This is a genomic window from Stenotrophomonas sp. SMYL86 (genome assembly GCF_036320025.1).
Taxonomy (GTDB): domain Bacteria; phylum Pseudomonadota; class Gammaproteobacteria; order Xanthomonadales; family Xanthomonadaceae; genus Stenotrophomonas; species Stenotrophomonas maltophilia_A.
Map to the genome: position 1 here is coordinate 142,843 of NZ_JAWIRU010000002.1, position 22,154 is coordinate 164,996.

The 22,154-nt window shown below is 66.2% G+C and carries 19 protein-coding genes; 7 read left to right on the forward strand and 12 right to left on the reverse strand.

Features of this window, described 5'->3' with window-relative positions; translation table 11 throughout:
* Window positions 1-112: 112 nt before the first annotated feature.
* On the forward strand, window positions 113-1,012 hold the full coding sequence (locus V3B64_RS03270; RefSeq protein WP_329913610.1) for a LysR family transcriptional regulator: 900 nt from the start codon (window positions 113-115) through the stop codon (window positions 1,010-1,012).
* 140 nt (window positions 1,013-1,152) lie between these two features.
* Here the strand turns inward: V3B64_RS03270 and lpdA are convergent, their stop codons facing one another.
* The 6 genes from lpdA to purB form a co-directional block, all read right to left on the reverse strand.
* The gene (gene lpdA / locus V3B64_RS03275; protein WP_008264626.1) at window positions 1,153-2,589 is read right to left on the reverse strand and encodes a dihydrolipoyl dehydrogenase; all 1,437 of its coding nucleotides are present in this window, start codon (window positions 2,587-2,589) and stop codon (window positions 1,153-1,155) included.
* A 63-nt stretch (window positions 2,590-2,652) separates the two neighbouring features.
* Complete coding sequence (gene sucB / locus V3B64_RS03280; RefSeq protein WP_032129627.1) at window positions 2,653-3,852, reverse strand: dihydrolipoyllysine-residue succinyltransferase; 1,200 nt, start codon at window positions 3,850-3,852, stop codon at window positions 2,653-2,655.
* Between the two features lie 40 nt (window positions 3,853-3,892).
* The gene (locus V3B64_RS03285; protein ID WP_329913611.1) at window positions 3,893-6,724 is read right to left on the reverse strand and encodes a 2-oxoglutarate dehydrogenase E1 component; all 2,832 of its coding nucleotides are present in this window, start codon (window positions 6,722-6,724) and stop codon (window positions 3,893-3,895) included.
* Window positions 6,725-6,910: 186 nt separating this feature from the next.
* Entirely contained in the window at window positions 6,911-7,807 is an 897-nt protein-coding gene (locus tag V3B64_RS03290) for a GNAT family N-acetyltransferase (RefSeq protein ID WP_329913612.1), read from the reverse strand.
* A gap of 9 nt (window positions 7,808-7,816) precedes the next feature.
* Window positions 7,817-9,232: a cupin domain-containing protein gene (locus V3B64_RS03295; RefSeq protein WP_329913613.1), complete on the reverse strand. Its 1,416-nt coding sequence runs from the start codon at window positions 9,230-9,232 to the stop codon at window positions 7,817-7,819.
* A 767-nt stretch (window positions 9,233-9,999) separates the two neighbouring features.
* Window positions 10,000-11,367, reverse strand: coding sequence for an adenylosuccinate lyase (gene purB / locus V3B64_RS03300; RefSeq protein WP_049462123.1), 1,368 nt, complete (start codon window positions 11,365-11,367; stop codon window positions 10,000-10,002).
* Window positions 11,368-11,661: 294 nt separating this feature from the next.
* On the opposite strand from purB, the gene V3B64_RS03305 reads away from it, so the two are divergent.
* Window positions 11,662-13,089 carry a class II fumarate hydratase gene (locus V3B64_RS03305; protein WP_164081209.1) on the forward strand — a complete coding sequence of 476 codons (1,428 nt, stop codon included), beginning with the start codon at window positions 11,662-11,664 and terminating at the stop codon, window positions 13,087-13,089.
* A 104-nt stretch (window positions 13,090-13,193) separates the two neighbouring features.
* On the opposite strand, the gene V3B64_RS03310 is transcribed toward V3B64_RS03305, so the two are convergent.
* The 6 genes from V3B64_RS03310 to V3B64_RS03335 all read right to left on the reverse strand — a co-directional run bounded on the left by V3B64_RS03310 (window position 13,194) and on the right by V3B64_RS03335 (window position 17,535).
* The gene (locus V3B64_RS03310) at window positions 13,194-13,619 is read right to left on the reverse strand and encodes a hypothetical protein (protein ID WP_329913614.1); all 426 of its coding nucleotides are present in this window, start codon (window positions 13,617-13,619) and stop codon (window positions 13,194-13,196) included.
* 106 nt (window positions 13,620-13,725) lie between these two features.
* On the reverse strand, window positions 13,726-14,331 hold the full coding sequence (locus V3B64_RS03315; RefSeq protein WP_329913615.1) for a hypothetical protein: 606 nt from the start codon (window positions 14,329-14,331) through the stop codon (window positions 13,726-13,728).
* A 31-nt stretch (window positions 14,332-14,362) separates the two neighbouring features.
* Window positions 14,363-15,250: a DUF4097 family beta strand repeat-containing protein gene (locus V3B64_RS03320; protein WP_032130457.1), complete on the reverse strand. Its 888-nt coding sequence runs from the start codon at window positions 15,248-15,250 to the stop codon at window positions 14,363-14,365.
* Window positions 15,251-15,275: 25 nt separating this feature from the next.
* Window positions 15,276-16,304 (reverse strand): ABC-2 transporter permease, encoded by a 1,029-nt coding sequence (locus tag V3B64_RS03325; protein WP_049400228.1) that lies wholly within the window; start codon window positions 16,302-16,304, stop codon window positions 15,276-15,278.
* Complete coding sequence (locus V3B64_RS03330; protein WP_032130455.1) at window positions 16,301-17,176, reverse strand: ABC transporter ATP-binding protein; 876 nt, start codon at window positions 17,174-17,176, stop codon at window positions 16,301-16,303. Before V3B64_RS03330 ends, V3B64_RS03325 begins: the two co-directional genes overlap by 4 nt.
* Window positions 17,176-17,535: a GntR family transcriptional regulator gene (locus V3B64_RS03335; RefSeq protein WP_006453095.1), complete on the reverse strand. Its 360-nt coding sequence runs from the start codon at window positions 17,533-17,535 to the stop codon at window positions 17,176-17,178. The genes V3B64_RS03330 and V3B64_RS03335 overlap by 1 nt, the downstream gene beginning before the upstream one ends.
* A 617-nt stretch (window positions 17,536-18,152) precedes the next feature.
* On the opposite strand from V3B64_RS03335, the gene V3B64_RS03340 reads away from it, so the two are divergent.
* The 5 genes from V3B64_RS03340 (at window position 18,153) to V3B64_RS03360 (ending at window position 22,119) form a co-directional block, all read left to right on the forward strand.
* Window positions 18,153-18,740, forward strand: a complete 588-nt coding sequence (locus V3B64_RS03340) for a glutathione peroxidase (RefSeq protein ID WP_019337359.1) — start codon at window positions 18,153-18,155, stop codon at window positions 18,738-18,740.
* Window positions 18,741-18,836: 96 nt separating this feature from the next.
* Entirely contained in the window at window positions 18,837-19,814 is a 978-nt protein-coding gene (locus V3B64_RS03345) for an FKBP-type peptidyl-prolyl cis-trans isomerase (RefSeq protein ID WP_019337358.1), read from the forward strand.
* 23 nt (window positions 19,815-19,837) lie between these two features.
* Window positions 19,838-21,187, forward strand: coding sequence for a UDP-glucose/GDP-mannose dehydrogenase family protein (locus V3B64_RS03350; RefSeq protein ID WP_032127659.1), 1,350 nt, complete (start codon window positions 19,838-19,840; stop codon window positions 21,185-21,187).
* Window positions 21,180-21,419, forward strand: coding sequence for a SlyX family protein (locus V3B64_RS03355; RefSeq protein WP_019660397.1), 240 nt, complete (start codon window positions 21,180-21,182; stop codon window positions 21,417-21,419). The genes V3B64_RS03350 and V3B64_RS03355 overlap by 8 nt, the downstream gene beginning before the upstream one ends.
* 10 nt (window positions 21,420-21,429) lie before the next feature.
* Entirely contained in the window at window positions 21,430-22,119 is a 690-nt protein-coding gene (locus V3B64_RS03360) for a DUF2058 family protein (protein WP_180845361.1), read from the forward strand.
* The last annotated feature ends 35 nt before the right edge of the window (window positions 22,120-22,154 follow it).

The following is a 22,154-nucleotide window of genomic DNA, read 5'->3' on the forward strand; positions in this document are numbered from 1 at the left end:
TCGAGGGAGAAAGGACGGCCGGGTCAGCCGGTGCGAGGCAGTCTGCTGTGCGAGCGGTATCCGGTAAAATCAATCTTCGATTTTTCTCCCATAAGCTGGGCTACTGCCTGTCATGATGAATCTTGCCCACTGGCGCCTGCTGGTTGCGGTGGCCGACGAGGGAACCATCTCGCGCGGCGCTGACCGGGTTGGCATCAGCCAGTCCGGTGCCAGCCAGGCCCTGGCCCAGCTGGAGTCCTCATTGGGGTTTACGGTGTTCGTGCGCGAGCGGCGTCAGGTCGAGATCACTGCGCTCGGGCAGCGGGTGATCGAACACGCACGCATCATGCTGGGCGGCCTGCAGGCGATCCGTGCGTTGGCCGATGACAGCCAGGGGTTCAGTGGTGCACGCATCCGCCTGGCGACCTTCCCGTCACTCGTTTCCAGCGTGCTGCCAGCGCTGCTGCGGGATTTCCAGCGCCGCCACCCGGGCATCGAGGTGGTGATCGTGGAGGGTACGGACGAGGAGGTCGAGCGCTGGCTCGAATCGGGCACGGTCGACGCCGGCGTGGTGATGAACCCCGCTGCAGATCGAGCGCCGTTGATGCTGGGCAGCGACGGGTGGATGGCGGTGCTCGCGCAGACGCATCCGCTGGGGCGCCGCGCCACCGAAAGCGGGGTGGCCTTGAGCGAGCTGGCGGGCGAACCGTTCATCCTCGCAACAGGGGGTTGTGCGGTGAACGGTCAGCGCCTGATGGCGGACGCTGGTATACAGCTGAGCGACGTACGGGTGACCGTGCGCGACTGGGCCAGCGCGTGCGTGCTGGCGCGCGAGGGACTGGGCGTCTCGCTGGTACCGGAATCGACATTGCCGGACGATCTCCACGGCCTGCGCGTGCTGCCGGTGAAGCCGGCCATCCGTCGATTGTTTGGCCTGGTCTGTTCGCCGGCGGGTTGCGCATCGCGTGCAACGCAGGTCTTCATGCGGGAGCTGGCCACGGCCGTTGCGGGCAGTGCGTCCGGATCAGCGTGAACCGGCTACCGGCGGGGAGCCGGAGCGTGCGGACGTCAATCTGCCCGGCAGGGGGGCGGGCAACAAAAAACCCCGCCGAGGCGGGGTTTTTTGTCTGCAGGCGCGTGCCGACCAACGGTCGGCACCTACCCGGATGCAGATCAGTTCGCCTTGTGGATGGCGCGCTTGCTGACCGCCATTGCTGCGTCGTGGATCACTTCCGACAGCGACGGGTGGGCGTGGCAGATGCGGGCCAGGTCATCGGCCGAGCCGCTGAACTCCATGGTCAGCACACCTTCGTGCACCAGCTCGGAGACGTTGGCGCCGACCAGGTGCATGCCGAGGATGCGATCGGTTTCGGCATGGGCCAGGATCTTCACGAAGCCGGCCGGCTCGATCATCGCCACGGCACGGCCGTTGGCGGCGAACGGGAAGCTGCCGGCCTTGTACGGGATGCCTTCGGCCTTCAGCTGGGCTTCGGTCTTGCCGACCCATGCCAGTTCCGGCTCGGTGTAGATGACCCACGGGATGGTGTCGAAGTTGACGTGGCCCGGCAGGCCGGCGATCAGCTCAGCCACCGCGATGCCTTCCTCGAAGCCCTTGTGTGCCAGCATCGGGCCGCGCACGCAGTCGCCGACCGCCCACACGCCGTTGACGCCGGTGTGGCAATGCGCATCGACTTCGATCTGGCCACGCTCGTTGATCTTGACGCCGGTGCCTTCGGCCAGCAGGCCCTTGGTGGCGGCGCGACGGCCAACGGCCACCAGCAGCTTGTCCACGGTCAGGGTCTTTTCGCCTTCGCTGTCGGTGTAGGTGACAACGACTTCCTTCTTCTTGCCCTTGCCGGTGATCTCGGTCTTGGAGACCTTGGCGCCGAGGCGGATGTCCAGGCCCTGCTTCTTGAATTCCTTGGCAGCGGTCTTGGCCACTTCGGCGTCGGCCACGGCCAGGAACTCCGGCAGTGCTTCCAGGATGGTGACTTCAGCGCCCAGGCGCTTCCACACGCTGCCCAGTTCCAGGCCGATCACGCCGGCGCCGATCACGGCCAGGCGGTTCGGCACTTCGGTGAAGTCCAGGCCGCCGACGTTGTCGACGATGGTCTCGCCGTCGAACTTGGCGAACGGCAGTTCGATCGAATCCGAACCGGCGGCGATGATGACGTTGGTGCCCTTCAGCTCGACGATGGAACCGTCATGCTGGGTGACCTTGACCACGTTGCCCGGCTGCAGTTCGCCGAAGCCGTAGTAGGCGGCGACCTTGTTGGCCTTGAACAGCATGCCGATGCCGCCGGTGAACTGCTTGACGATCTTGTCCTTGCGGCCAACCATCGCCTCGACGTCGATCTTGGCATCCTTGAAGCTGATGCCGTGGTCGCCAAAGATGTGGCCCATGTTCCAGAACTGGCGCGAGGAATCCAGCAGCGCCTTGGACGGGATGCAGCCCACGCGCAGACAGGTGCCGCCCAGCGCCGGCTTGCCGTCCTTGCCCAGCGCTGCGTCGATGCAGGCGGTCTTCAGGCCCAGCTGGGCCGCGCGGATGGCAGCGTGGTAACCGGCCGGGCCGGCACCGATGACGACGACGTCGAATTGTTCAGCCATTGAATTATTCCTTGATGCATTACCAGAACCCCTCCGCGCGGGCGCGGAGGGGCGGGAGGTGTCTTACAGGCCGAACAGCATGCGGCCCGGGTTTTCCAGCTGGTTCTTGATGTCCACCAGGAACTGCACCGAGTCCTTGCCGTCGATGATGCGGTGGTCGTACGACAGCGCCAGGTACATCATCGGCGCGATCACGACCTGGCCGTTCTGGGCGATCGGACGCTCCTTGATGGCATGCATGCCCAGGATGGCGCTCTGCGGCGGGTTGATGATCGGGGTCGACAGCAGCGAACCGAAGGTGCCGCCGTTGGTCACGGTGAAGGTGCCGCCCTGCAGTTCTTCCAGGCTCAGCTTGCCGTCACGGGCCTTCTTGGCGTAGTCGGCGATGGTCTTCTCGATGTCGGCGAACGACATGCGCTCGACGTTGCGCAGCACCGGCGTGACCAGGCCCTTCTCGGTCGACACGGCGATCGAGATGTCCGAGTAGCCGTGGTAGATGATGTCGTCGCCGTCGATCGAGGCGTTGACCAGCGGGAAGCGCTGCAGGGCATTGGCAGCGGCCTTCACGAAGAAGCTCATGAAGCCCAGCTTGATGCCGTGTGCCTTGACGAACTCGTCCTGCAGTTCCTTGCGCGCAGCCGAGACCTTGGACAGGTCGACTTCGTTGAAGGTGGTCAGCATGGCGGTGGAGTTCTTCGACTCCATCAGGCGCTCGGCGATGCGCTTGCGGATGCGGGTCATCGGCACGCGCTCTTCCGGACGTGCGCCACCGGCCTTGCCGGCGCCGCCGTTGCGGGCGAAGTTGACGATGTCTTCCTTGGTCACCGCGCCGCGACGGCCGGTGCCGTCGACGTCGGCCGGGTTCACGCCTTCGGTGATGGCAGTGAAGCGGGCGCCCGGCGGCAGGGTGTCGGCGGCCGACTTGGCAGCCGGGGCCGGAGCAGCGGCGGCGGCCGGTGCGGCAGCGGCCGGAGCGGCCTCGGCCTTCTTCTCTTCAGCGGCCGGGGCCGGGGCAGCAGCCACGGCGCCTTCCTCGATGATCGCCACGACCTGGCTGGAGGTCACGGTCGAGCCTTCGGCGAACTTGATTTCCTTGAGCACGCCGTCGACCGGCGACGGCACTTCCAGGACGACCTTGTCGGTTTCCAGGTCAAGCAGGTTTTCGTCGCGCTTGACGGCGTCGCCCACCTTCTTGTGCCAGGTGGCGATGGTGCCGTCGGCGACGGATTCGGGCAGTACCGGGGCTTTGACTTCGGTGGCCATTGCGGGAGCTTCCTGGTTTGTCTTCTAAATAGGGGGAGGATTATTCAGCGAACGTGTCGTTGAACGGGTTGACCAGTGCATCGGCGACCAGCTGCTGCTGTTCGCGGACGTGGTCAGCCATGTGACCGGCAGCCGGCGAAGCCGAACGTGCGCGACCGGCGTAGTGCAGGTTCTGGCCATCGGCCAGGCAGAACTGCAGGTGGTGGCGGATCTGGTACCACGCACCCTGGTTCTGCGGTTCTTCCTGCGTCCACACCACGTCGGTGGCCTTGCCGTACTTCTTCAGTTCGGCAGCCAGCAGCGCACGCGGGAACGGGTACAGCTGCTCCACGCGGATGATCGCCACGTCGTCCTGGCCACGCTTGGTCTGGTCTTCCAGCAGGTCGTAGTAGACCTTGCCCGAGCACAGCACCACGCGCTTGACCTTCTTGGCGTCCGCGTTGGCGTCGCCGATCAGGTGCTGGAACTCGCCGTTGGCCAGTTCGTCCAGGGTCGACACGGCCAGCTTGTGGCGCAGCAGCGACTTGGGCGACATCACCACCAGCGGCTTGCGGGTGGTCAGGTGCTGCTGGCGACGCAGCATGTGGAAGGCCTGCGCCGGGGTCGACGGCACCACCACCAGCATGTTCTCCAGTGCGCACAGCTGCAGGAAGCGCTCCAGGCGCGCCGAGCTGTGTTCCGGGCCTTGCCCTTCATAGCCGTGCGGCAGCAGCAGGGTCAGGCCGGAGATGCGGCCCCACTTGGCTTCACCGGCGGCGATGAACTGGTCGATGACGACCTGGGCACCGTTGGCGAAGTCGCCGAACTGGCCTTCCCAGATGCACAGCGTGTTCGGATCGGTGGTGGAGAAGCCGTACTCGTAGGCCATCACCGCTTCTTCGCTCAGCAGCGAATCGATGACGGTGGCCTTCTCCGGCGAATCCACCAGCTGCCGCAGCGGCATGTAGTAGTTGTCGGTCTTCTGGTCGTGCAGGATCGCGTGGCGGTGCGTGAACGTACCGCGACCCACGTCCTGGCCCACCAGGCGCAGGGCACTGCCTTCGTCGAGCAGGGTGGCGTAGGCCAGGTTCTCGGCAAAGCCCCAGTCGCCCGGGATCTCGCCAGCGGCCATCTTGCGGCGGTCGTCGTAGACCTTGGCCACGCGCGAGTGCAGCTGCACTTCGTCCGGAATGGTGTTGATCAGCTTGGCCAGCTCGACCAGCTTGTTCTTCTCGACCTTGGTCGAGATCGGGTCGGACAGCTTGCCTTCCAGCAGCTTCGGCCAATCGACGAACAGCGGGCTGGTCGGCGGGGTCTTCTCGACCTTGGCCAGCTCGGTGGTCACTTCACCGGCATCCAGCTTCTCGCGGTAGGCATCGACCATCGCCTTGCCGGCACCGGCGGCGATCACGCCCGCCTTTTCCAGCTGCTCGGCGTACATCTCGCGGGTGGTGGCGTGCTTGCGGATCACCTGGTACATCAGCGGCTGGGTGATCGCCGGTTCGTCGGCCTCGTTGTGGCCCCAGCGGCGGTAGCACATCAGGTCGATGACCACGTCCTTGGCGAACTTCTGGCGGAACTCGAAGGCCAGCTGCGCGGCGAACACAACGGCTTCCGGATCATCGCCGTTCACGTGCAGCACCGGGGCGGCGATCATCTTCGCCACGTCGGTGGCATAGCGCGTGGAACGCGTGTCCAGCGGGTTGGAGGTGGTGAAGCCGACCTGGTTGTTGACCACGATGTGCACGGTGCCGCCGACGGCGAAGCCGCGTGCCTGCGACATCTGGAACAGTTCCATGACGACGCCCTGGCCGGAGAAGGCCGCGTCGCCGTGGATCAGGATGGGTATGACCTGCTTGCGCGCGGTGTCCTTGCGGCGCTCCTGGCGCGAACGCACGGAACCGGCCACGACCGGGTCAGCGATTTCCAGGTGCGACGGGTTGAACGCCAGCGCCAGGTGCACCGGGCCGCCATCGGTGGCGACGTCGGCGGAGAAGCCCATGTGGTACTTCACGTCACCGGCCGAGGCGTGCTCGTCGTGCTCGAACTTGCCTTCGAATTCGTCGAACAGCTTGCGCGGGTTCTTGCCCAGGGTGTTGACCAGCACGTTCAGGCGGCCGCGGTGGGCCATGCCGATCACCACGTCCTTGACGCCATCCTTGCCGGCGCTGCGGATGATGGTGTCCATCATCGGGATCAGCGAGTCGCCGCCTTCCAGCGAGAAGCGCTTCTGGCCGACGTACTTGGTGTGCAGGTAGCGCTCCAGGCCTTCAGCCGCGGTCAGGCGCTCCAGGGTGCGGCGCTGGGTATCAGCGTCCAGCTGGTAGTTGCCACCGGCCAGTTCCAGCTTCTTGTAGATCCACTGGCGCTGCTCGACCTCGGAGATGTGCATGAACTCCGCACCGATCGAGCCGGTGTAGGTCGCCTTCAGGCGTGCCAGCAGGTCGCGCAGCTTCATGCGCGGCTGGCCACCGACGCCGCCGGTGCTGAACTCGCTGTTGAGGTCGCCATCGGACAGGCTGTGGAACGGCAGGCCCAGGTCCGGGGTGTTGACCGGTGCGGCCAGGCCCAGCGGATCGAGGCGGGCGTCCAGGTGGCCGCGCGAACGGTAGGCGGTGATCAGACGACCGACATTGCGCTCGCGCTCGTCGCCTGCACCGTTGCCGGTACCGGCCTTCAGCGCATCCTTGGCCGCGTCCGCAATGTGGGAGATGACAGCCGAGTGCGGAATGTCACCTGCTTCACGGCCCTTGAAGCCGTCGAAGTAGGTTTTCCATTTGGGATCGACACTATCCGGGGAGACCAGGTACTGCTCGTACAGGTCCTCGACATAGGAGGCGTTGCCGCCGGCGAGTTGCGAAGATTGCGCAAACTGCTTCAGTTGATTGTCCACGATGGAGGGTGTTGATTCGCTTTGTGGGGTATGGCTTCAGAAGGACCCGGCAGGAAGATGAATAGCCCTGCGCGGGCGCGTTCAAACAGCCAAATTGTACCCCCAACCGGACACGAAGGGGCAGCACCAGAGGTATCGCGCGTCCCCCGGTGCCGGTTCCAGACAGGTTGAGTCAGCCCGCTCCGCTCAGATGCCGAGCGCGCGCAGTTCGCTGCAATCACGCGAACGGTCCCAGACGCGCTGCAATTGCTGCTCGAACGGCTGCGAACGTGCCGGCAGCGCGATGCCGGCTTCGCCGTCGAGGCGATGGCCGATCAGACGAAAGTAGAAGTCGCCCGCATCGTTGAGCAGACAGGCCGAGGCCAGCGCACGGTCGACCGGGTCGGTGACCTCGCGGAACTGGATCACGCTGGGCAGGCGCTGGGCCAGCGCCAGCAGCGGCGCCCCGCTAGAGGCGATCGCGGCGGCGTCGTGCACGATCACCCGCAGCTGCTTGTCGTGGCGGGCGCTGACGAAGCGGCGCAGGGCGGCCTGTACCGGGGGCGCGTCGAGCAGCCCGGGGTCCAGCTGGCGGCTGTGCAGCCACAGCTGCCGACGGGCGCGGTGGATGATGGCCGTGGTGATGGCCACCGCCTCGGCGCGGCTGTCGATGGCGCTGGCCGCACCCAGCCGGCGGCGCATCTGCTGGTGGCCGATGCCGGCCTCCTCGAACACCTCGCCTTCGGGCAGAAAGCCCTGGCGGGCATAGAAGTCACGGGCGGGCAGCTGGGCATGCAGATGCAGCTCGGCCAGGCCGAGCCGGCGCCCGGCCTCCACCAGTGCTTCCAGCAGGGCCTCGCCGACCCCGCGGCTGCGATGGCTGGCCAGCACCGCCATGCGGCCGATGCGGCCATCCGGGGCCAGCCGGCCCGTGCCGACCGGCTGGTTGTCACTGTCCAGCGCCAGCACATGGGCACTGACCGGGTCCAGCGCATCGCGTTCCAGCTTGGCGGCGATGCCCTGTTCCTGCACGAACACGCGTTGGCGCACCTCGTGGATGGCAACGTGGGCATCGGCGTGGCTGACCTGCTGGACCCGGATCATGGTGGCGACTCAGGCGCGGCCAGTACCGCTGTCGTCTTCCTCGTCGTCCTCGAAGTTGACGATGACCTCGATGCCGTCGTCGTGTACGGTCACGGAGTGGACATCGTCGGACACCGCGTCGGCGTCGATCGCATCCACGCGGTCGCGGCCTTCGACGACCTCGCCGAGCACCACGGCATCCTCGCCGTCTTCCTCGTCTTCGGCCTCGTATACCTCATTCGGGTCGATCAGCTGGAACACCCCGCCGACCAGCAGCTGCTGGACCACGGCACGGCCCTTGTCGGACAGGCCGCGATAAGCGGCGGCGTCCAGCTGTTCGGTGCCAGCCAGGCGCTGCGCGTCCTTCACCGGCAGCGCGAAGTCCTGGCCGCTGACATACAGGCTGGCGCCACGCTTGGCCCGGCGCCAGGCCAGGCGGGCCCACGGGTGGCGCTGCAGCAGCAGGCCCGAGGCCAGGGCCTGGACCACTTCTTCCTGTGCCGGTGCGGCCTGGTGGGCCATCACTTCGCCGGCCGCGCGGTAGGTGGTGATGAAGCGGCCGAACCAGTCGCCCAGCTTGTCCGGGTCGTTCATGCGGATGGCGTTGAGCGCGGTGATCACCCGCGCCATCGCCACCGTGTCGATTTCGTTCGGGTCGGCCGGCACCTTCAGGTCGGCATCCTGGTAGCGGATGTTCTCGTCGGCATCGGCGATCAGGGTGTCCAGGTAGTCGCTGATCAGCTCGGCCGAAGACGGCGCGCGCATGCCGAACGAGAATGTCAGGCACGGGTCTTCGGCCACGCCGTGGTGCGGCACGTTCGGCGGCAGGTACAGCATGTCGCCCGGCGCCAGCACCCAGTCGTGGGTCGGCTTGAACACCTTCAGCAGCTTCAGTTCCACGTCCGGGCGGAAGCCCAACGGCGGCTGCTTGCCCTTGATCGATTCGCTGGCATCGATCTGCCAGCGGCGATGGCCATGGGCCTGCAGCAGGAACACGTCGTACTGGTCGACATGGGCGCCGACCGAGCCGCCGGTGGCGGCGAAGCTGATCATCACGTCATCCATGCGCCAGCGCGGCAGGAAGCTGAAGTGCTCGATCAGGGCGCGCACGTCCGGGTCCCACTTGTCCACGTCCTGTACCAGCAGGGTCCAGTCGTGGTCGGGCAGGGCGGGGAACACGTCTTCCTGGAATGGACCGGTGCGCACGCGCCAGCCGTCCTGGGTCTTGTCGTGCTCGATCAGGCGTGCCAGCACGCCTTCCTCGCAGGCCAGCCCGGCCAGGTCTTCCGGCTGCACCGGGGTCTGGAAGTTGGGGAAGGCGTTGCGGATCAGCAGCGGGCGTTTCTGCCAGAAGTCGCGCAGGAAGGTGGCCGGCGCCATGCCCAGCGGCTGGCCGGGGCGGGCGGTGACTTCGATGAGGGGGGCGGAGGACTTGCGGGCGGCCATGGGGGAATCCTTGCAGCGGAAAGCGGGAGGGGCGGCGCGGCGGGCCGCCTGAGATCTCCATTGTCCGCCGTTCGTGGGCATTGCGCACGTGCGCGGGTTTGTCGCGGGGGTTCCGGCCAACGGCTGAGCCCCTCGTGGCGGGGTCTGGTCGCGTAAAGCGCTCGCTTCATGGGCTGGGCCGGGGGGGGGGGGGGGGGGGGGGGCGGGCGGGGACACAACCCAGAGCGGGGGGGGGGGGGCGCCCCCCCCCCCCCCCCACCCCCCCCCCCCCCCCCCCCCCCCCCCCCCCCCCCCCGGCCCCTGACAGTTTCCTGCGCGGCCCGCCACGGAATGGAAGAAGAAGATCAAAGGCAACGGCGGGTCGCGCGCTGCGCTTGCTCATGCTCCTGTAGAGCCGAGCCCATGCTCGGCTTGCTGTTGGAACAAGCAGCCGAGCATGGGCTCGGCTCTACAATCAGCCAAAAACAACAGAGGGACGCGGCGAAGCCGCGTCCCTCTTTCAAATTCCGTCCCGACAACCCAATGCTCTTCGATCCGTCACCGGCAATCTGTCAGAGGTGGGGCGGGATGGGTTCGCGGGGGTATCCGCGCCATGGATGGCGCGGCTAAGCCCCCACGGACGGGTTTACGGCGTCCCCCGCGAATCCAACCCGCCCCGCCAAGCACGGCAAAAACCCAGAGCCGCTCTTGACGTTGCTGTTGCTGTTGCTGTTGCAGTAGAGCCTGCCGCAGGCAGCGCCCGCGGCCGCCGCCGCAAAGGAAACCCCTTAAATCTTCTTCGCCAGCGACTCGGCCAGGCCGGTGTAGCTGCCCGGGGTCATCTCCAGCAGGCGCTGCTTCGCATCCGCCGGCAGCTCCAGCCCCTGCACGAACGCACGCATCGACTCGGCGGTGATGCCCTGGCCGCGGGTCAGCGCCTTCAGCTGCTCGTACGGGTTCGGCAGGCCATGGCGGCGCATCACCGTCTGCACGGCTTCCGCCAGCACTTCCCAGGCCGCGTCCAGATCGGCATCCAGGCGCTGCGGGTTCACTTCCAGCTTGCCCAGGCCCTTGGCCAGCGAATCCAGCGCCACCTGGCTGTGGCCGAACGCGGTGCCCAGCGCACGCAGCACGGTGGAGTCGGTCAGGTCACGCTGCCAGCGGCTGATCGGCAGCTTCGCGCTGAAGTGCTCGAACAGCGCGTTGGCAATGCCGAAGTTGCCTTCCGCATTCTCGAAGTCGATCGGGTTGACCTTGTGCGGCATCGTCGACGAGCCGACTTCACCTTCCTTCAGGCGCTGCTTGAAGTAGCCCAGCGAAACATAGCCCCAGATGTCGCGCGCCAGGTCGATCAGGATGATGTTGGCGCGGCGTGCGGCATCGCCGATTTCGGCGATGTTGTCGTGCGGCTCGATCTGCGTGGTGTACGGGTTGAACACCAGGCCCAGGCCGGTCACGAAGCGCTCGGCGAAGGCCGGCCAGTCCACGTCCGGGTAGCTGGCGATGTGGGCGTTGTAGTTGCCCACCGCGCCATTGATCTTGCCGGTCAGTTCGACCGCGGCAATCTGCCTGCGCTGGCGTTCCAGGCGGGCGACCACGTTGGCCAGTTCCTTGCCCAGGGTGGTGGGCGAGGCGGTCTGGCCGTGGGTGCGCGACAGCATCGGCTGGCCGGCCTGGGCGTGCGCCAGGCTGCGCAGGCTGTTGGCGATGCCGTCCAGGGTCGGCAGCAGCACCTCGCGGCGGGCCTGTTCCAGCATCAGGCCGTAGCTGAGGTTGTTGATGTCTTCGCTGGTGCAGGCGAAATGCACGAATTCCAGCGCCGGGGCCAGCTCGGCGTCGTCCTTCAGCTGTTCCTTGATGAAGTACTCCACCGCCTTGACGTCATGGTTGGTGGTGCGCTCGATCTCCTTCACGCGCGCGGCCTGGACCGGGCTGAAGCTGGCGGCCAGGGCACGCAGGCGGGCGACGGCGGCGTCGGAGAACGGGGCCAGTTCGACGATGCCCGGCTCGGCGGCCAGGGCCAGCAGCCACTCCACTTCGACCGTGATGCGGGCCTTGATCAGGCCGTACTCGGAGAAGATCGGGCGCAGGGCGTCGACCTTGCCGGCATAGCGGCCATCGAGCGGGGACAGGGCGAGCAGGGCGGAATCGGACATGTCGGCAGGGCTGGGGCGAGCGGCGGGGGCCATATTCTACGACGTGCCGGTGAGGTAGTGCCGGCCGCTGGCCGGCAACCACGCCCGGCCCACGATTCCATGGATTGCTGGCCAGCGGCCGGCACTACCCCTTGCGCGTGCAGATCGGCCCTGCGGATGAAACGATCTGGCCCGCCCTCGTCATCCCACGCTGCGGGCAAGGGAGTATCGTTGGCGCTGCCGCCAGCCCGGGAAGCGACACCCTGCCAGCCGCCGCTTCCCTTTCCCCAACTGAAGTAGTGCGGAGTTGATGCAATGAGCAAAGCTGCAAGCAAGGGTTTCAGAATCGAACACGACAGCATGGGCGAGCTGCAGGTGCCTGCGGACGCCCTGTGGGGCGCCCAGACCCAGCGTGCCGTGCAGAACTTCCCGGTGTCGGGCCAGCGCATGCCGCGCGGTTTCATCCGTGCCCTGGGCCTGGTCAAGGGCGCCGCCGCAGGCGTCAACGCAGAACTGGGCCACCTGCCGAAGAACGTGGCCAAGGCCATCCAGACCGCTGCCGCCGAAGTGGCCGCCGGCAACTGGGACGCGCAGTTCCCGATCGATGTCTACCAGACGGGTTCTGGCACGTCGTCGAACATGAATGCCAATGAGGTCATCGCCACCCTGGCCAACCGTGCCGGCAAGGCGGGCAAGACCAGTGTGCACCCCAATGACCACGTCAACCAGGGGCAGAGCTCCAACGACGTGATTCCGACCGCGTTGCGGGTGTCGGCGGTGTTGGCGACGCATGAGCAGCTGCTGCCGGCGCTGGTGCACCTGCGCAAGACCCTGGACAAGAAGGGCCGCAGCCTGCGCAAGGTGGTCAAGACCGGCCGCACCCACCTGATGGATGCGATGCCGCTGACCTTCGAGCAGGAATTCGGCGCGTGGTCGGCGCAGCTGGCGTCGGCGCAGGAGCGTATCGAAGACAGCCTCAAGCGCGTGCGCCGGCTGCCGCTGGGTGGCACCGCCATCGGCACCGGCATCAATGCCGATCCGCGCTTCGGTGCACAGGTGGCCAAGGCACTGAAGCAGCAGACCGGTTTCAAGTTCGACAGTGCCGAGAACAAGTTCGAAGGCCTGGCCGCACAGGACGACGCGGTGGAGCTTTCCGGTCAGCTCAATGCGCTGGCGGTGGCGCTGATCAAGATCGCCAACGACCTGCGTTGGATGAACGCCGGTCCGCTGGCCGGGCTGGGCGAGATCGAACTGCCGGCGCTGCAGCCGGGCAGCTCGATCATGCCGGGCAAGGTCAACCCTGTGATTCCGGAAGCGACGGTGATGGCCTGTGCACAGGTGATCGGTCACCACACTGCGATCACCGTGGCCGGGCAGACCGGCAACTTCCAGCTCAACGTCACCCTGCCGCTGATCGCAGTGAACCTGCTCGATGGCATCGGCCTGCTGGCCAACGTGTCCACCCTGCTGGCCGACAGCGCGATTGCCGGGCTGAAGGTGCGCGAGGACCGCGTGGCCGAGGCGCTGGCGCGTAACCCGATTCTGGTCACCGCACTGAACCCGATCATCGGCTATGAGAAGGCGGCGGCGATCGCCAAGCGCGCGTACAAGGAACAGCGCCCGGTGCTGGACGTGGCGCTGGAAGACAGCGGCCTGGCCGAGGCCGAACTGCGCCGCCTGCTGGATCCGACCGCGCTGACCGCCGGTGGCATCCAGGCCGGTGGCGGCGGCGCCGGCGGTTGATCGGCCGGTTGTAGAGTCGAGCCATGCTCGACTGTTGTTCCGGAGTCGAGCATGGCTCGACTCTACAGAAAGCAGAAACGCCGCCCGGTGGGGGGCGTTTTTTTTCAGCGACGGTCGGCGACGATGTTGCCGAAGGTGTCGGTGTAATCCTTGAACTCCGGGATGCGCTGGATCAGGTCCGCCGGAATCACGTCCATGCCCTCCGGCGGCTGGATCTTCACCGGCTGCATGTTGGGATCGGCCGGTGCGGCCACCAGGGTGTTCTGGCGCAGCACCTGCAGCTTGCCGAACATGGTCTGCAGCATCTGTTTCTGCCCGTCGTCCAGCGGAATCTGGATCTCGTCCATCTTCATCGTGCCGTCGGCGAGGATGATGATGTTCGGCGCGGGCGGGCGACGCACGGTGACCATGCCTTCGCTGACGGAAATCTTGGGCTTGCCACGCTCGGCGCGGTGGTCGCGGTACTCCTGGTCACAGCCGGCCAGGCCGAGGCAGAGCAGGGCGGTCAACAGCAGAAACAGCTTCTTCATGACATTCGGTTCGGGGGCGTCCGGGGCCGCCATTGTAAGCCGGGCGGCGCACTACGGCCGGCAGCCGGACGCCGCTGCCGGCCGGGTGCGCTGATCTGTCACAGGTCTAGCGCTGGACCACGGTGTCCTTGCCGCAGTCGTCCACGTCGCTCTGGTCCATGGTCGCGTAGGGCTTGAATGCCGGCAGTTCACGTGCGAGCGCCTGCTGGCTGGCCAGCATCGCCGGAAGGCGGTCGCAGATGCGCTTGGCCTGGGCTTCGATCTTCTCGGCTTCGGCATTGATGCGCTTTTCGACACCTTCGCTGTCGCCGCTGAAAATGCCCTTCAGCGCTTCGCCGGCAGCACTGGCACCCAGTTTGGCGCCGGCCAGGCCGACATCCATGCCGTCCATCGCGATGGCGACCACGTGGCCGCGGTAGTCCTGCAGATGACGGCGCTGGATATCGTTGGCGGCGATCTCCTTGCCCGCGATCAGCAGGCGGCCATCCGGCGTGATCTCCGCACGCGGCTGCTTGTCCGCCGAGATCTTGATGTTGCCCTGGGCGATATCCTTGCGGGCATCGTCCATGGCGTTCCTGACGGTCTCGCCGACGCCGCCTGTGGCTTCGGTCACACTCTTGCCAACGGTCTTGTCGGGTGCTGACGACGTGCCGCCGCAGGCGATCAGCGGCAGGGACAGCAGCACAGTGGGCAACAGGCGCAACAGGTTCATGGTGTTCCCCTGGTAGTGTCTGGAAGAGGGTTTACTTGCTGCGCGGCAGAGTGACCCGGCCGCTGACGTTGCGATGATCGACGTCACCGCTGCCGCTGTGGTCGACGGTCAGGGTGCCGCGCACGCCGTCGACGTTGATGTCGCCCGAGCCGTGGCTGCGGACATGCACATTGCCGCCGATGTCGGCCAGATCGACCCCGCCGGAGCCGACCACGCCCACTTCAACGCTGCCCTGCACGCGCTTGAACTCGATATCACCCGAGCCCACGGTATCCAGCCGCGCGTTGCCACGCACATCGCTGATCTTCAGGTCACCGGAGCCGACGGTACCGGTGCTGGCATCGCCGCTGATGTTGCGTACGGTGACGTCGCCGGAACCCAGCGACAGCAGATTCAGGGAGCTGCCGCCATCGATGTTGAGGTCGCCCGAACCCACTGCAGCGTGGATGCTGCCGCGGGTACCGCGGACCACGGCATCACCGGAACCCACATCCACGCTCAGCGACTGTGCGTTCTCCACGCTGGCATCGCCCGAGCCGATCTTGAACTGCAGCGGCATGTTGTCCGGCACGCTGCCACGGATATCCAGCCAGGCGTAGCTGTTGCCCAGGCTGATGCCGCTTTGGCGGCCGTCGCGGCGCAGGCTCACCACCAGCTTGTCGCCGACCTTGCGCTGCTCCAGCACCAGCTGGTCCAGCCATTCCTGGCTGGACGCGCAGGCGCGGCCGTCCAGCTGGCCGCCGCCAGCGCTGGCGACCACCTTCAGGTCATGCTGATTGACCTCGAACACCACCGTCCTGGCACCAGCCACGTCCAGCTTCAGTGCGCGGGCGGCAGTGAACTTGCAGTTCGGAGCATCGGCGGCCAGCGCCGACAACGGCAACAGCAACAACGCAGAACAGGCGAGCAAAGAACGCATGGGTGGTGCCTCCGGATGGATGGGATCAGATCTCGCCGGCGCGCTTGCGCAGGCGGATGGCAAGGAAGATGAACACTGCACCGACGACGGCGCCGATCCACAGCTCCGGCATCGCCAGCGACTTCAGCTGCGAGGCGGGGGACATCAGGCTGACGACCGAGTCCAGATCGCGGCGCGATGCTTCGTCGGCGCCGAGGCGATACAGCAGGTCCATGCCGGGCACGCCGCCCAGCAGCAGGCGGCCGACGATGTTCTGCCAGAACCAGCCGGTGGTCAGGCCGAACAGCGGCATCATCTTTGTGGAGCTGACAATGATGCCGGCAAACAGCGGCAACATTACCGCCCACAGGAACGGCTTGCTCCTGGCCCATGCCGAGCACAGCAGCAGCCAGCCGGCGGTGGGCAGGGCCCACAGGGCATAGACCGGAATCCAGGCCAGGTGTCCAGCGGCCAGGGTCAGCGGGCTGGCCGGGCCCCAGATCAGGGTCATCGGGCTGCCACCGTGCAGCAGTGCGACGGCGCTGATGATCAGCATGAAGCCAAACATGGTGAGGATGCCGGCGATGACCGCGATCAACGGTGCCACGATCAGTGCGCTGATCACCTTGGACAGCACGGTCTGCGTGTCCGACAGCGGCAACGACTTCCAGAACAGGATGCTGCGGTCACGGCGATCGTCGTAGAGGGCGCCCAGGCAGTAGAAGAACACGACGAAGGCCAGCACCACGAACGGCCAGCTTGAACTGAGTACCAGAGTCAGGTCCAGGCCGTTGCCAAGATCAGCAAGGTCCTTGGCACTGATGTCACGGGTGAGCAGGGCCAGGTTCAGGCCGTTGATGTTCACGTTCTCGCCATCGATGTGCAGGCCGCCGTCGCGTGCTGCACGGTTCAGCGCGAACAGGCCGAAGGCAATGCCGGCGATGCTCATCACCAGTGAGATCAGGCCCGCGATCAACGGGGCATACAGGAAGCCGCCGCGGTTCTCCCAGTACTCGCGCTTGAGCAGCCAGCGCAGGGTGCCGATCGGGCTGACGGGGTGGTTGACGGCATTCATGCGTAGGTCCCCTTCATGATGGCGACGAACAGGTCGGCCAGGCCCGGGATGCGGGTCTCGCCGAGAGAGGAAAGCTGGGTGCGCGGCACGCCATCGAACAGCATCACCGTCTTGCCGAACGCCAGGCTGCGCTCGTCGATCGGCTTCAGGGCGCGCGCGGTGTCCAGCTGGTCGGCATTGACCAGCAGCTCGGTATAGCGCTGGCCGACGTCGTCCATTTCCGCGTCGAGCACGATGCGGCCATCGCGGATGAACATCACGTCGCTGAGGATGTGCTCGATCTCCTCCACCTGGTGGGTGGTGACGATGATGGTTTTCTGTTCGTCGAAGTAGTCTTCCAGCAGGCGCTGGTAGAACTCCTTGCGGTACAGGATGTCCAGGCCGAGGGTCGGCTCGTCCAGCACCAGGATGCGGGCATCGATGGCCATCACCAGCGCCAGGTGCAGCTGCACGATCATGCCCTTGGACAGCTCGCGCACGCGCTGCTTCGGCTGCAGCTTGGTGTTGGCCAGGAAGCGCTCGCAGCGGGCGCGGTCGAAGCGCGGGTGGACGCCGGCCACGAAATCGATCGCCTCGCGCACCTTCAGCCAGCGCGGCAGCACGGCGACGTCGGCGATGAAGCAGATGTCGTTCATCAGTTCGTCGCGGTGCAGTCGCGGGTCGCGGCCGAGCACGCTCAGTTCACCCTCCACCGAGGTCAGCCCAAGAATGGCCTTCAGCGCGGTGGTCTTGCCGGCGCCATTGGGCCCGATCAGGCCGACGATGCGCCCGCTTGGAATGCTGAAACTGGCGTTGTCGAGGGCGACCGTGGTCTTGTAGGCCTTGCGCAGGCCTCGGGCGGTGATGACCGACTCACTTGCAGTGCTATTCATCAGACTTTCCCCTGGGGCAGCAATTCGTCGAGGCTCAGGCCCAGGCGCTGGATGCGCTCCAGAACCGCCGGCCATTCTTCGTTGAGGAAACGGTCGCGTTCGCTGCTGCGCAGCTGCGTGGCCGCCTGCTCGGTCATGAACATGCCCAGGCCGCGGCGCTTCTCGACCAGGCCTTCGTCGGCCAGCTCCTGGTAAGCGCGCGAAACGGTGATGGGGTTGAGTTGATAGTCGGCGGCCACCTGGCGCACCGAAGGCAGGGCATCGCCCGGCTTGAGGATTCCGTCGAGCATCATGGCGATCACGCGCTCCTTCAACTGACGGTAGATGGGAGCGCCGTCGCTCCACTGGATGTCGCTCATATTCAGCTCCGTGGGGTCAGCGGCTGGGCGAACGAGAAATACGGCATGGACAGCGCGCTGTGCAGCCGACGCGGGGGAGGGGGGGAGGAGGAGGGGGCGTTCCCTGCGGGGGAGAGAGTCGCGTCCTGCGCACTTTCAGCAGCGGCGGAAACAGGGGCGGTGGGCGTGGCCCACCAGGCCAGCACGAGCAGGGTCGAAACAGCGACGGCCGCAGGTGCGGTGAGGTTGCGACGGATCCGGACGTTCATGGCTTCCCCCTGTCTCAGGTGACTGGTGTTGTATGCAACTATAACACCGGCACGCCTACGTGCAACCCCTTGCCGTCCCCAACTGATGGCAGGGGTGGTCAGATTGCTGAAACATCCCTTTAGTCGATTGATTTAAAAGGGAAATGAATCTTCTGCAGGGGGCTTTTCGGGGCGGCCTTCCATTCAGTGATGTCCATGCTATGTCATCACTGCGCCTTCGATGGCGCCCGGGCAGCACATTCGCCACGCCGCGCAAAGCCCGGGGGGGGACCTGTGCCATCAGGGGCTGCGGGGCCCGGTGCTATAGTTCGGCCGATTCCCGGCCAGCACTGGCCGGGCCTTGTGAATGGCTACCGCGGACCGCCTCTGATGCCCCTGCCGACCGTTTCCCCGTGCCGCCTGCGCGGCCTGTCCCTGCTGGCCCTGATGGTGGCCGGTGCCGCCGGTTCCGCCAGTGCGCTGGCGGCCGACCTGCTCGATCTGGAATACCGGCCGTTGGCCAGCAAGCAGCAGGTGAATCTGCAGCAGCGCTATCACGGGCAGGTGCTGCTGGTGGTCAACACCGCCAGCAAGTGTGGCTACACGCCGCAGTACGAAGGGCTGGAGGCGCTGCAGAAGCGCTATGCAGGCCGCGGTTTTGCGGTGCTGGGCTTTCCTTCCAATGACTTCAAGGGCCAGGAACCGGGTGACGAGAAGCAGATCCAGGACTTCTGCACCCTGACCTACGGCGTCAAGTTCCCGATGTTCGAGAAGGTGCATGTGGTCGGCACGCAGGCCACGCCGCTGTACCAGCGGTTGACCGCAGCGACCGGCGTTGCGCCGGCCTGGAACTTCCACAAGTACCTCGTGGGCCGCGATGGCAAGGTCATTGCCCAGTTCGCCAGCAAGGTGACGCCGGACGATCCGCAGCTGACCGCGGCCATCGACAAAGCGCTGGCGGCAGCTGCCACGCATTGATATCCAGCACGCATGCCTCGACATCGACGGCATGCGTGCGACAATGTTTCTTTTCGCGCCGACGTCGGCGCCCAGACACTTCCAGGAATGCAGCGAATGAAGATGGGAATGCGCGGCGCCGCGGCGTCGGTTCTGATTCTGGCGATGGGCACTTCGGGTGTCGCTCTGTCGCAACAACCGGCTGCCCCCGCAGCCGCCAAGGAGACCGCAACCTTGAATTCCCCCAAGCAGAAGCTCGGCTACGCCATCGGCCTTGATGTCGCCAAGTCGTTCACCCCGATCGCCGATGAGATCGATGTGGCCGCCCTGCGCACCGCCGTTGAGCGTTCGTTCGAGGGCCTGCAGCCGCAGATCACCCAGGAACAGGCCAAGGCCACCGATGCCGCCCTGCGCCAGGTCGTGATGGCCCGCAGCGGCCAGCAGGTGCCGGGCGTGGCACCGGGCTCGCAGCCGCCGAAGGTCGACCGCGTCAAGGTGTCGCAGATGATCGGCTCCTACTCGGTGGGTCCGTCGCTGGCGCAGCTGAAGGACGATATCGATGTCGCCTCGTTGTTTGACGCAATCAGCACCGGCCTGACCAAGGGCCAGCCGAAGATGACGGAAGCTGACGCGACCGCCACCATCCAGGCCTTCATGGGTGCCAAGCAGGCTGAAATGCAGGCCAAGGCCGCCCAGGCTGCGCAGACCAACCGCACGGAAGGCAACGCATTCCTGGCCAAGAACAAGACCCAGCCGGGCGTGGTGACCACCTCGTCGGGCCTGCAGTACCAGGTGATCCGCCCGGGTAGCGGCGAGCGCCCGCTGCCGAGCAGCAAGGTGCGCGTGAACTACGAAGGCAAGCTGCTCAACGGCACCGTGTTCGACAGTTCCTACGGCCGCCAGCCGGCCGAGTTCGGTCTGGACCAGGTGATCAAGGGCTGGACCGAAGGCGTCGCGCTGATGCCGGTCGGTTCGAAGTACCGCTTCTGGATCCCGGGCGAACTCGCCTACGGTGAGAACGGCACCCCGGGCGGCCCGATCGGCCCGAACGCGACTCTGACGTTCGACGTCGAGCTGCTGGGCGTTCTGCCGTAAGTCATTCAGGAGCGAATACGGATATGCGCGTTGCGATTTTTGGTACCGGCTACGTTGGACTGGTGACCGGTACCTGCCTGGCCGATGTTGGTCATCAGGTGGTCTGTGTCGATATCGACCAGGCCAAGGTGGATGGCCTCAACCAGGGCATCATCCCGATCTATGAACCCGGCCTGGAGCCGATGGTGAAGGCCAACCATGCCGCAGCGCGGCTGGCGTTCACCACGGATGCCGCGGCCGCCATCGATCACGGCCAGGTGGTGTTCATCGCCGTTGGTACGCCACCGGACGAGGATGGCAGTGCCGATCTTCAATACGTGCTTGCCGTAGCCCGAACCATTGGTCGGCACATGAGTGTGCCGACCGTGGTGGTGAACAAGTCGACGGTGCCGGTCGGCACCGCCGACAAGGTGCGTGCCGCCATTGCCGAAGAGCTGGCCGCGCGTGGCGCGGACATCGCCTTCGACGTGGTGTCCAACCCGGAATTCCTGAAGGAAGGCGATGCGGTTGCGGACTGCATGCGCCCGGACCGCATCATCATCGGTGCGGCGAACGAAGAGTCGGTGGCGGTGATGCGTCGCCTGTACGCGCCGTTCAACCGCAACCACGACCGCGTGGTGGAAATGGACGTGCGTTCGGCCGAACTGACCAAGTACGCCGCCAATGCGATGCTGGCGACCAAGATTTCGTTCATGAATGAAATCGCCAACATCGCTGAACGCGTCGGTGCCGATGTCGAGCAGGTCCGCCAGGGCATTGGTTCGGATCCACGCATCGGCTGGCACTTCATCTATCCGGGTGCCGGTTACGGCGGCTCGTGCTTCCCCAAGGACGTGCAGGCATTGGCCCGTACCGCCCAGCAGTATGGCCTTGAGCCGAAGCTGCTCAATGCGGTTGAAGCGGTCAACGATGCGCAGAAGGGCCATCTGTTTGCCCTCATCCAGCGTCATTACGACAAGGGCGAGGACGAGGGCGTGCGTGGAAAGACCTTCGCCGTATGGGGTCTGGCCTTCAAGCCGAACACCGACGACATGCGTGAGGCCTCCAGCCGTCGACTGCTGGCGCAGCTGTGGGAAGGCGGTGCGACGGTGCGTGCCTACGATCCGGAGGCGATGCACGAGTCGCAGCGCATCTTCGGCGAACGCGATGACCTGGTGTTCTGCAACAGTGCCGATGAAGCGCTGCAGGGTGCCGACGCGCTGGTGGTGGTCACCGAGTGGAAGCAGTTCCGCAGCCCCGACTTCCAGAAGCTGCGCGAGCAGCTGAAGGATGCGGCGGTGTTCGACGGCCGCAACCTGTATGAGCCGGGCGAAGTGGAAGCCGCAGGTCTTGCGTACTACGGCATTGGCCGGGGGCGCTCGTTGCATGTCTGATCTGCCCACTGAACGCGAGCAGGCGCTGGAAGCGCGCCTGGTCGAGCTGGAAATGCGCGTGTCCTTCCAGGAACAGGCGCTGGCCGAGCTGAGCGACGCGCTGGCTGATGCCCGCATGCAGGGCATGCGCAACGCCGATGTGCTGCGCGTGCTGCTGGAAGACCTGGGCAAGGTCCGCAACGCACTGAATTCTTCCGATCCGGCGAGCGAACCGCCGCCGCCGCACTACTGATCCGAATCCTATGAGCGATACCCTCCGCGACCAGCTGATGGGCCTGGGCTTCAAGCCCGCGCCCAAGCCCGAGCGCAAGAATGATGGCCCCCGCCGTGATGGCCGCCCGCAGGGCAAGGGTGGCAACGGCAACGGCAATGGAAAACCGCAGGGCGCAGGCAAGGGCGAGCACAAGCCCGGTGAGCGTCGTGGGCAGGGCCATGGCGCGGGCAAGCCCGGCGGGCATGCGCGCGGTGGCCAGAGCCAGCAGGGCCCGCGCAAGCCGCGCAGCACCGAAGAGATGGATCTGGCCAAGGCCTATGCCATCCGGGCGCAGCGGGAGAAGGAAGAGCGCATCGAGACCGAGCGCCTGAAGCAGGAAGAAGCACGCGTGCGCCGCGAGGCGAAGGCCAAGCTGGAAGAACTGCTGAAGGACAAGAGCCTCAACGCCGAGGCAGCGGACATCGCCCGCCACTTCCCGTATGGCGGCAAGATCAAGCGCATCTATGTGACCGCCGAACAGCTGACCGCGCTCAATGCCGGTGAGCTGGGTGTGGTCCAGCTCAATGGCCGCTACCTGCTGGTAACGGCCGACGTGCTGGCACAGTCCGAGGCGGTGTTCGCTGCCTCGGTGGCGCTGAAGGTCGATCCGAATGCGCCGGCCGAGGAAGATCCGTATGCGGATCCGCAGTACCAGGTGCCGGACGACCTGGTCTGGTAAAGGCGCAACCACCGCGGACGGCATTGCCTCCGCGG